Genomic DNA, 9,517 nt, shown 5'->3' on the forward strand with positions numbered 1-9,517 from the left:
CTGGTCGCTTACGGCAATGAATGTCAGCTGATTGAATCAGCAGTCATAAGTAGCAGTGTTGTATCGGTGCCGCGCGTGCATCTGCTTGGCTACGTTGCACCGAACGTTCCAGGAACTCGAGGGGACGGCTTGGCAAAACGAACCGTCTATCCGACAATGCCACCCAAGGTCGAATATCAACTCACTCATGTTGGCCGCTCACTCATCGAACCGTTGAGTGCGCTTGCTTCGTGGGCTCAGGCGAACCTTCCAGTCATTGAGGCCGCGCGGGCAACGAACGAGGATGTAGAGTCGGCGGAGACCATCTAGGGCAACTCACAGCGTGAGCCTTGCAATCAAATGCCGACTCCCCGCTGCTGCCGAAGGTCCCAATACGCTCCCCCACCACGTACCGTCGCGGTGAGCTGTTGCCCTAGCCGCTGTTCGATGACTGGCTTCCATGGCACCAGCGAGAAGCCCATACCATCATCGAGCATCGCGTAGCGGCCGCTGGTGAGCATCACGTCACGCCGATAGATTCCGACCACGCGCAGCCCCTCCGCCACAGGCCGATGCTCCAGACAGGTTTCGGCGGCAAGGCCCTCGGCAGCTCGCGCCAGCTCTCGATTGCGCAGCGTGCCCAGCAGATTGCGCACCAGGATTACCTGCTGTCCACGCCGCTCGGCGAGCCCCTGTTCGATCAGAAAATCCGCACGCTGTTGCAGCGCACTCCTGACCTCACCGCCAAAGCCCAGGTCACCCAACCCCTTGCAACTGCCGATCAACTGCTGATCCAACCAGGTCGCTCCGATCACGCGGGCCTGCCGCTCAATGGGCAGGTGCGATTTCAGCTCCACCACCACGCCGCCCAGCCGCTGTGCGTCGTACTGCCGCCCCCGTTCGGCCAGGTCATCGGGGACGCGCCAGACACCTTCGGCCACGCGCTCCACGATGCCGGCGCGCCGCAAGGCTTCGAGCCTCCGGACGTGTGCTGCCACCGCCTCGCTCGGGTCACGGTCGGGCGTGACCTGGCCTTGGGCGAGCGCAAGGTGATGGACTGTGCGATAGATTCCGCCCACCGACAGCTCGGCGATGTTCCGGTCGGCCATTCGGACCTCGGTCGAGCCTCTCACCTCCACCACGGCGCCGGTCGGGTACCGTTCCAGTTCCGACCGCGGCGGCAACGCGACGTAGTGCGCCTTGCCGTCGATGCCATCGACGATCAGGTAGCCCTTGTCATTGAGCTCATCGGCCAGGCCCTTGCCGGCCACGCGGCCGACGAGAGTGCGACCATCCTCGCCAGGCTGGAACACGGCTAACTCACGCTGCTTGCCGCTCATGGCGCGCTGCATGGTGCGGATGATGTCGCCGCGCTCGCCCATAGCCCGCAGGTTCGGCTCAGCCTCCGTGTGAATAGCCCACACGCCGGGCTGCTGCTCGGTCGCAAGGCCCATGCGCTGCAAGTGCTGCAGGCGGCCGATCAGCATTTGCCGCTGCCGTTGCAGTCGGGGTGCCGCCGGCGTCTCCGGCAGCACCAGGCCGTCCTTGGCCTCACGCTGCAAGGTGCGGTCCAGGCCCGTCCACCGCTCCTGATCGACTTCACGCTGCATGGCGCGTTGGATCTCCAGTTCGGTGCGCGGCCCCAACCACTCGGTCGCCAGTTCAGCGGCGCGGCGGCGCATCCCTTCCGCGATGTAGTCGCGGGAGATGATGAGGTCTTTGCCGGTGTCGTCCTTGCCGCGCAGCACGACGTGGGTATGCGGGTTGTCGGTGTTCCAGTGGTCCACCGCCACCCAGTCCAGCCGGGTTCCCAGGTCAGCTTCCATGCGCGCCATCAGGTGCCGGGTGTAGGTCCGCAGGTCATCAAGCTGTTCGGCGTCCTCCGGCGAGACGATGAAGCGGAACTGGTGCCGATCCTCGCGCCCGCGCTCCTCGAACGCGGAGGTATCCGCCACATCGGTTGCCGGGCCATAGGCGTGCCCTGCCCCGCCCTGACGATCGACGCCCTCGCGCTCGATGTACCGCAGATGCGTAGCGGACGAGCGCGACCCGGCCTTGGCCAGATGGACCAGGCGTGCCTTGATCGTCACGCGCCGGGCGTTGGGCGCGAGTGAGGCCCCGGCGAAGCGGGCTGCGACGTGGCCGCGCCCTAACCTAGAACCGGGCCGCTGGCCAGCTTTGCCGGCTGCCTTGCCGAGCCTGGTGCCGGCCTTGCTAGCTTGGCGCAGCACCTGGTTGATGAAGGCATAGCCGCGCTGCTTCGGAGCACCAGGCCGCACGCGGAAACGGTCGTTGTCGCTATTGCTCATGCGGCGCCTCCATCCAAGCCCAGGGTAGCCGGGCGGGCGAAGCACGCGCCTTCGCCAATGCCGATGCGGAATTGCGCACTCTGGCGGCACGCCGCTGCTCCCTGGCGCGTGCCGCGCCACCCCCACGTGCAGACAGGCTTTCCGCACAACGAAGTGCCGCGACCTTTTATCTTGCCCTCAGTCTTCGCCTCCCGCATCCGCTCCCGGCTCCGACCCGCCGCCAGCCACGCAGCGAGTGCGAAGCGCTGCCCCAAAGGCAGCGAAGGAGCAGCAGGCGCTGCACGCTGGTGGCAAAAATCCTGCACGGTGGTATTCAACCAACGCACGTGCGTCGGTGCAATTCGGCAGCATCGGCTGCGTGGCACTGAGCACGCTCGCAGTGCAGGCTGAGTGCAGACCCGCACCTGACGTGGACGCACCATACAATTTGTGCAGACGCGAGAAGTAGCACCGTTCACGGCGTACCCCAGGTCCACAACGGATGCGCGCGACCGATCACCGCTGATGCATCGACAGGACCGAAGTAGCGGCTATCGAACGACGCCGGATGGACATTGCTGAGCAGAAAAAGTTCGCCATCTGCAAGCGCTCGACACCGTACCCATGACTGCATCGGCCGGTGCGCGCCGTCCTGCGCCAGCACCGCCGCAACAAGCACGCCATCGATGCGCACAGCCCCCTCCCCCACGCACACCGACTGCGGCGCCACAGCACCAATCCGCTTGAGCAAAGGAACGCCCGCAGGCAGGTATCCGCGCCGTGCCGCACAAGCTGCCACATCAGCCGGAAGCTGGACCAGCACGATGCCGCCAACTTGCAGCGAGTCGGGCGAGCCAATGCGGTACCAGCCGCGAGGCACGCTGTTGCTCGGGTTGTAGACCAACTGTGCGCGGAGTTGCACTACCGCTGGCGCACACAGCGCAGCGACGCCGATTCCTATGCAAGCCAAGAGCACACGGCGATTCATCGCAGCGCCTCGCGCGCAAGGTGCGCCGCATGCCGCTCGGCCGTATACACCGGCAGCGGTTGGCGCGCAGCCAATCGGTTGCCCACTGTGCGCCAGTAGGTGGCGGCAACGGTGCAGGGGTTTATGCCCAGTACCTCAATGGCATCAATGGCCGCAAGCACCACCTTGACCTGCATCTCGCCATCGGCACGCAGCAGTATGCGCGCGCCCGGCAGCACACCCGCTACGTGCTGCGCGTCTTCGAAAGGCGTCGGCGCCTGCATCACCAGGAGCTGCCAGAGCACCGTTCCATAGATGTTGCCGATCCACTTCACGCGACAGCAAACGGTATCCGGCATGAACATGGCCACGCGCCGCCAACGGTCCAGGACAATCTCCGCCGTCGGCTGCCCAAACCGCAACCAGACGTTCACCCGATCTTCGACGAAAGCGAGCGAAACGCGCATGCGGGTCGGCCTCGGCGGCACCATCGCCTGCAGCGGAGTCTGCCGGACGGCTGGCGCCAGATGGGATACCGGCCCCTTCATGCCCCGTCCTCCGGATACTCGCGCTCCAACAACTCGCGCAGCATGTCCGCAGCTGTGATGCCACGCCGGAACGCCACGACCTTGATGCGCCCGCGCAGCGCCGGTGTCACATCGATGGTGAGCCGCGCGGTGTAGATGGAGGCCTTGGCCGGTATCTCAGGCGCGTCCGCCTGCCGCACCCAGGTTGATGCAGGATCTGCCCCGGGCCTGCGTCCGATCGGCACCCGGTGCGGCGTCACTGCTGGAGGAAGTGCCGTCATCGCAGCACTTCCTGCACGGCCTGCGTGAGCGCCACGACCTCACGTGCGGCCGCGCACTGCGGCGCCACTTCGCATGCCAGCCGCCCAGCGGCCACGCTGTCGGCGAACACGATGCGCTGCGCGACTTCAGTCTCCAGTGCGGCGAAAGGCTGGTCCGCGAGCGCCGCACGCGCTTCGCGCCCGATCACCGTGCCGACCACGCGCCGGTTGATCACAAAGGCCGCACGCAGCTGCGGCCGGAACACCCGGGCCTCCGTGATGAGCTGCACCATCTCATGGCTGGCCCACACGTCGTAGGCGCTGGGCTGCACCGGGATCAGCACCAGGTCGGCAGCCAGCAGCGCGGAGCGCGCAAGCGCTGCGACCCGGGGCGGCCCGTCAATGACCACGAAATCCGCCTGCAAGGCGATTTGCGGCGCTTCCTGGTGCAATGAGTCCCGGGCCAGGCCGAACACACCGTACAGCCTCTCCTGGCCGCTCTGGAGCCTCCGTTGCGCCCAGTCGAGGGCGGAGCCCTGCGGATCGGCATCGAGCAGCGTCACGCGGTTGCCTTGCAGGGCCAGCTCGCCCGCCAAGTGTGTGGCGAGCGTGGTCTTCCCTGCCCCACCCTTCTGGTTGAGCAGGGCGATGACCTTGCCAGGACGGGTGCCCTGCTTTCCTGGTGAAAGGTTTTGGGGTTCTGGGCCTGCCTGATTTGCCATCGCAGAACCATTGCCCAAATTTTGAGCAGCCTCTGTTCGCGCGCGCGTGACTTCCATTTATGTATCCCTTTAGATGTTTAGGGAGTGCCAAAACCGTTGCTGGGCGTGGATTTCCGGTCGATCGGTGCGGGCGATCCACCGATACCCGTGCGGGTGATCCCCCGACGGTCGTGCGGGCGATCCACCGAGCCCATCCCCAAACCATCCACAGGTTCATCAACAGGATCTGTGGACAAGTCGCTCCGGGGTCGGTTGTCCGGGTCGGGCAGGAAGGCCAACCACTCGATACCGCCACTGCGCTCAATGGACAGCCAGTAGCCCGGCAACGCCTGGCGCTGTGCCAGGTGGCGCACCTGGATGGCAAAGTCGGAGGGGCGCTGCAGGCTTCCCGACTTCAGGTGCAGGTGGCGCATGTCGAAGCGCCATCCCGCCTGTTGCCGACCACCGTGCTTGCGGACCAGCCGGTACAGCCAACGCTCAATGCCACCGGAAAGCCGGAAATACGTCGGATCGAGCGTGAGTACCAGCCCTTCATCCATCACACCGGTGAAGAACCAGTCGGCCAGAATGAGTTCGATGCCGTCGGAACGCCCCCCGGGCTGGACATACTCCTTCCACTCGTTGATCCAGGAGAAGCGGTGCACGCGCATTGCACCGTTCGGTCGCTCGCGCTGGCGCAACGTCGTGGCGACGGTGGTGGACTGCAGGCGGTCCAACGCGGCGCGCAGTGCCAGGTAGTCACTGCGGCCGGTGCCCCGCTGTGCAAAACGCAGAATCTCGTAGGGTGTGGCCACCATCAGGCGCGAAGGCGCAATGCCTTCCTTCTTGGCCTGGATGATCTGGCTCGCCGCCCAGATCAGCACGTCGGCGTCCCAAATGGTGGCAATGCCATGCTCGGGCACCCCCTCCACCGTGAGAGAAATTCCCCCCGCTTCAAATCGGATCGGCACAATGCGCGGCGACTTACCGAGCGAGAAGAACGGATAGGCCATCAGGTCCTGCGCGTCGCGCAGCGCCATGTCGCTGCCCGGCAGCGCACGGAACAGCGAAAGCTGCTCGCGTTCATTCGGGCGCTTCGACATCGGTGGGGCTCCCTCCTCCAATCTGATCAACGAACGGAGTCGCGCTGCACGTAGCCGGGATCCGAAGTCATGCCATAGGCACGGCCATCGGCCCAGGCACGCAGGTCGGTGGCCGCATAGACCACCCGCGCACCGAACTTCCGAAAGCGCGGCCCCCCACCCAGAACGCGCTGCTTCTCCAAGGTGCGCGGCGAGAGCCGCAGGAAGGCGCCCGCTTCTTCGGTGGTCAGGAACTCAGGATTCGCAGAAGCTGCGGGGACAGTACCCGCAGAGGACTGCGGCGCAGCCAATGCAGCTGCACGAAACGGAAAAGAACTGCCAACGGCCATGACGGACTCCATCGCTGTCGATGGGCCGCAAACCATTCGCGGCCCGATGGAGGCAGTCTCGGGAATCGGGTCAGATCCAGGCAGGGAGAGATTCAGCGCACCGGTTCGTCTCCGGGGGGCTTTGCAGCGGAATCCAGCACACCCGCCAGAGACAGGTAACCGCCATTCATGAAAGATTCGGCACGCCGCAGCAAGTGGCGCACCTGCGCGCGCAGTTCGCTGTCCTCGTGCCAGCGCAGGACGACGGCTTCGAGGCCAAACAGGGCCTGGGCAATGTCGCGATGGGAGGCTCCGGCTGTCGAAGCATCGAGCGCCTGCAGGGCGCGCAGGTGCAGCAATGCGGCACGGGTGGCCGCCCGCACAAACGGGATCTGAGGCACATGGCCTTCCAAGGCCTGTGCGTGTCCATAGAACCCGCCGAGCTGGCCGCGAAGCCCCGGAGTCAGCGGCACGGCGCCCACATAGGCCCCACCATCCTCCAGAGTGCCGGAGAGCGACAAGCGCATGCGCAGCGCGCTGAGATCTGCGGTGAGTGCCAGGTCGTGGCCGTCCATCACCAGGCGCTTTCGGCCGGGGATGCGCCACAGATCGAACCGGCGGGTTGCCGCACCGTGCGCATGCACGTCGGCACGCACATGCAGCAGCCCGTCAGAGGACGATAGCCACACCGGGTGTGCGACACGTCCGTCCAGCTCGGGATCTTCGGCGACATCGCAACCCCCAGCGGGCAAAAGACACCGCGCGCTTGCGACGAGCCCAATCCGAGCGATAGCCCGAATGACGTCGCAGGTACTCCCAGGCAAGAGCCGGGTTGTCAAGGTCCAGGACGTAGAGATAGGCGGCGGACACAGCCCACGGGGCATGGGGAAGATCTTCAGGGGTGGGTGTGGTCACGGAATCCTCCAGCAAAAAAGGGGAAACCTGCCACAGGGGGGAAAGTTACAGCGTCGCTATCTCGGCGAGGTCACCTCGCGCGCCGCGCGATCTTGAAAGGACTGTGTCAATCAGTCGTTGATCGAACCGTCGCGCTGCGCGTCGGCCAGGTAGCCCAAGAGCGTCTGGCGTGGCTTGAAATGCGGATCCGCCACGATGCGCATGCCTCGTGGACCCCGGACACCCTCAAGGGCAGAGAGGCTGACATGCCCCAGCTCGGGACTCCCAGTGCCTGCATCGCACAGCCCAAAAGCCCGGTCTCCATCGGCATCCAACTCCGTCAGCAACCACACGGCCCCAGCATCCAGCGTGTAGAGCTTGACGACCGGCAGGGGATCCAATGCCTCACCACGCGCACGCGCAGTGCCGTTGGCCAACATCTGGCTTTGCTGTTCGTTGGTAAGAAAGGGCATTGTGGTCGTATCTAAGAGTTACATCCTAGTACAGAACGCAAACACTTCACCGGGTATTCCGTTTAAGGGCTTCCGTAGCCGTCATCGCATGCCACCTGCGTCCGGCCTGTAGTACCAGTGGATTTCAGTAGCACTCCTTTCTGGGTATCTTATCCCGTGGTGTTATTTCCCGTCACCCGAGACAGTGACGGTTGTGGCCAAACCGTCTCCGTCTTTCGCAAAAGACCCGATCCTCATCGCAATAGGCGATGCGATCAGACGTACGCGTGCCACTCGCAACATTTCTCAAGAAGCATTGGCGGACCTCGCTGGCATTGACAGGTCCTATATGGGTGGAATCGAGAGAGGCGAGCACAACGTGGCAGTGATCAACCTGAGCAAGATCGCCGAGGCGCTCGAGGTTCGCCCATCCACCCTTTTAGCCACTGCGGGTATTTAGCTGTTCCTCATAGCGAACGCATCGGCCCCGAACAAAGCACTGAAGCGACTGCCTATGTCACAGTGAAGGGCACCACCAAAGCGGCGCCCGGGACTGCTACGCCACAATCCGCCCCGCAAGACCCGCCTCACGCGCGTAGACACTCAGCCGCTTCAGCGGAGTGAAGTACAGGTCCCGTTCCACTGGAAGTCCCAGCCGGCCGCGCACAGTCGCAAGTTCTGCCAGGCTGACCCAGCCCAACTCGGGATAGCCCAGACCCAGGTCACACAGCCCAAACACGTGGTCGTGATCGTCGGGGTCCATCTCGGTCAGCAGCCAGGTCGCCCCGGCATCCGGGGTGAACAGCTTGACCACCGGAGCGGGGTCGAAGTTGTCTTGTTCGAGGGACTGCCGGCCATTGGCCAGCAGTTGCGCGCGTTGTTCGTCCGTGATGAGCTTCGTCATGGTCTTCTCCTTGGAAGGAATCAGGGCGGGATTGCCCGAGACCGGAAGCAGCACGGCGCAGCGCAGCCGTCAGGGTTCGCAGACGGCCGCCAGGACGCCAGCGTGCACCGCACGCGCAGACCTTGACGACGAGAACGGCGTGATACGGTGAAGGGAACAGCAAGCCAGCCCCGCCCGACCAAACAAGCCGTTCGTCGGAGACACAGCCCTCCCTGCCGATCCGGCAAGCCGGTTCGGCGGTATCGAAGGGGGCGCCAAGCCCGGCGCGGCGGGGATGGGCCGCAGGTCGATCCCCAGGAGGCAAGCACAGCGCGCACCACCGCAGGGGCGAAGGCGTCAGCGATGAAAGCCCGCAGGGACGAGACGCCTCCGGTGGCTCGGTGCACAGCACGCCAGCGCGGTCCGGCCAGGCCGGAGACGCACAACTCCGTTAAGCCACAAAGACACATTGCGCAAAAAACCAATTCCGTAGACCCATCACGACGGATCTACGGAAAACCGCAAAGCAGCAAATCCACAGATCCCAAAATACGCCCACCCTCAAAGACGGATGAACGCTTTCTCGTATTTCCGTACTACCGCCGAACGAAACAACTCACGCACCGCCCTCCACTCCAAAGCAACGAGACAAAAGCGCCCCGCTCCAGCGGGGCGCCGAAGGCGACGTCAGTCGCCCTTGCTGCGCGACCAGATCAGGTTGTGCGCACCATCCTCGCCTTCGACCAGGCGGGCATAGAGGGTGGCAGGGAAGGATGGATCGTCCAGGGTCACGGACAGGTAGGGGCGCTCCGCCTTGCTGAGTTTCTTCCACGCTGCGCCGATCTCCAGCCCGTTGCCAGCGACTACGCGGTATTCCGGGGCGTTCTCGCTTGCCTTGTCGCTGGGCACGAGCCGGACCTTGACGTTGAGCGTCAGGGTGCGAACCGTGCCGGTGTAGCTGCCGTTCTGTGCGGTGAAGGTGCCGATGTTGGCCATGATGAAGTCCTTTCGAGGTTGTCCAGGTCGCGCCCATCGCGGCCTTGGCGTGATCCGATGGGTGAGGGTCGGGCGCGCCACATCCCGCAGCGAAGCCAAGGGGCCGCAGCGCAGCGAAGGACCGGGAGACCCGAGAAATTTGCCGCGCGAGGAATCCGC

At 64.8% G+C, this 9,517-nt stretch carries 13 protein-coding genes and 1 pseudogene; 2 read left to right on the forward strand and 12 right to left on the reverse strand.

Annotation, left to right across the window (positions count from 1 at the left end):
• Nucleotides 1-309 (forward strand): winged helix-turn-helix transcriptional regulator (locus ACDELDRAFT_RS24660; protein ID WP_198403254.1); only part of this gene is annotated, 309 nt, incomplete at its 5' end.
• 26 nt (nt 310-335) lie between these two features.
• On the opposite strand, the gene ACDELDRAFT_RS15135 is transcribed toward ACDELDRAFT_RS24660, so the two are convergent.
• The 10 genes and pseudogenes from ACDELDRAFT_RS15135 to ACDELDRAFT_RS15175 form a co-directional block, all read right to left on the reverse strand.
• Nucleotides 336-2,288, reverse strand: a complete 1,953-nt coding sequence (locus tag ACDELDRAFT_RS15135) for a relaxase/mobilization nuclease and DUF3363 domain-containing protein (protein WP_005798340.1) — start codon at nt 2,286-2,288, stop codon at nt 336-338.
• 454 nt (nt 2,289-2,742) lie between these two features.
• Complete coding sequence (locus tag ACDELDRAFT_RS15140) at nt 2,743-3,255, reverse strand: S26 family signal peptidase (protein ID WP_005798343.1); 513 nt, start codon at nt 3,253-3,255, stop codon at nt 2,743-2,745.
• A complete protein-coding gene (locus tag ACDELDRAFT_RS15145) occupies nt 3,252-3,782 on the reverse strand; it encodes a DUF2840 domain-containing protein (protein ID WP_005798344.1) in 531 nt (176 codons plus the stop codon). Before ACDELDRAFT_RS15145 ends, ACDELDRAFT_RS15140 begins: the two co-directional genes overlap by 4 nt.
• Entirely contained in the window at nt 3,779-4,042 is a 264-nt protein-coding gene (locus ACDELDRAFT_RS15150) for a hypothetical protein (RefSeq protein ID WP_005798346.1), read from the reverse strand. Before ACDELDRAFT_RS15150 ends, ACDELDRAFT_RS15145 begins: the two co-directional genes overlap by 4 nt.
• Nucleotides 4,039-4,743, reverse strand: a complete 705-nt coding sequence (gene parA, locus ACDELDRAFT_RS15155; RefSeq protein WP_005798347.1) for a ParA family partition ATPase — start codon at nt 4,741-4,743, stop codon at nt 4,039-4,041. The genes ACDELDRAFT_RS15150 and parA overlap by 4 nt, the downstream gene beginning before the upstream one ends.
• A gap of 257 nt (nt 4,744-5,000) precedes the next feature.
• A pseudogene (locus ACDELDRAFT_RS15160) lies at nt 5,001-5,846 on the reverse strand (replication initiator protein A); the annotation flags it as partial.
• Between the two features lie 5 nt (nt 5,847-5,851).
• Nucleotides 5,852-6,154: a helix-turn-helix transcriptional regulator gene (locus ACDELDRAFT_RS15165; protein ID WP_005798350.1), complete on the reverse strand. Its 303-nt coding sequence runs from the start codon at nt 6,152-6,154 to the stop codon at nt 5,852-5,854.
• Nucleotides 6,155-6,246: 92 nt separating this feature from the next.
• Entirely contained in the window at nt 6,247-6,822 is a 576-nt protein-coding gene (locus ACDELDRAFT_RS15170) for a DUF2285 domain-containing protein (protein WP_005798351.1), read from the reverse strand.
• Entirely contained in the window at nt 6,803-7,048 is a 246-nt protein-coding gene (locus ACDELDRAFT_RS25765) for a transcriptional regulator domain-containing protein (RefSeq protein WP_332375988.1), read from the reverse strand. The genes ACDELDRAFT_RS15170 and ACDELDRAFT_RS25765 overlap by 20 nt, the downstream gene beginning before the upstream one ends.
• Before the next feature lie 110 nt (nt 7,049-7,158).
• A complete protein-coding gene (locus tag ACDELDRAFT_RS15175) occupies nt 7,159-7,500 on the reverse strand; it encodes a DUF2958 domain-containing protein (RefSeq protein WP_005798352.1) in 342 nt (113 codons plus the stop codon).
• Nucleotides 7,501-7,693: 193 nt separating this feature from the next.
• On the opposite strand from ACDELDRAFT_RS15175, the gene ACDELDRAFT_RS15180 reads away from it, so the two are divergent.
• On the forward strand, nt 7,694-7,939 hold the full coding sequence (locus tag ACDELDRAFT_RS15180; RefSeq protein ID WP_040329419.1) for a helix-turn-helix domain-containing protein: 246 nt from the start codon (nt 7,694-7,696) through the stop codon (nt 7,937-7,939).
• A gap of 96 nt (nt 7,940-8,035) precedes the next feature.
• Here ACDELDRAFT_RS15180 and ACDELDRAFT_RS15185 read toward each other — a convergent pair whose 3' ends face one another.
• Both ACDELDRAFT_RS15185 and ACDELDRAFT_RS15190 read right to left on the reverse strand, forming a co-directional pair.
• Nucleotides 8,036-8,383, reverse strand: coding sequence for a DUF2958 domain-containing protein (locus ACDELDRAFT_RS15185; RefSeq protein ID WP_005798356.1), 348 nt, complete (start codon nt 8,381-8,383; stop codon nt 8,036-8,038).
• 666 nt (nt 8,384-9,049) lie between these two features.
• Complete coding sequence (locus ACDELDRAFT_RS15190) at nt 9,050-9,358, reverse strand: DUF736 domain-containing protein (protein ID WP_005798357.1); 309 nt, start codon at nt 9,356-9,358, stop codon at nt 9,050-9,052.
• Between the last annotated feature and the right edge of the window lie 159 nt (nt 9,359-9,517).

The organism is Acidovorax delafieldii 2AN, assembly GCF_000175235.1.
GTDB lineage: Bacteria > Pseudomonadota > Gammaproteobacteria > Burkholderiales > Burkholderiaceae_C > Acidovorax > Acidovorax delafieldii_B.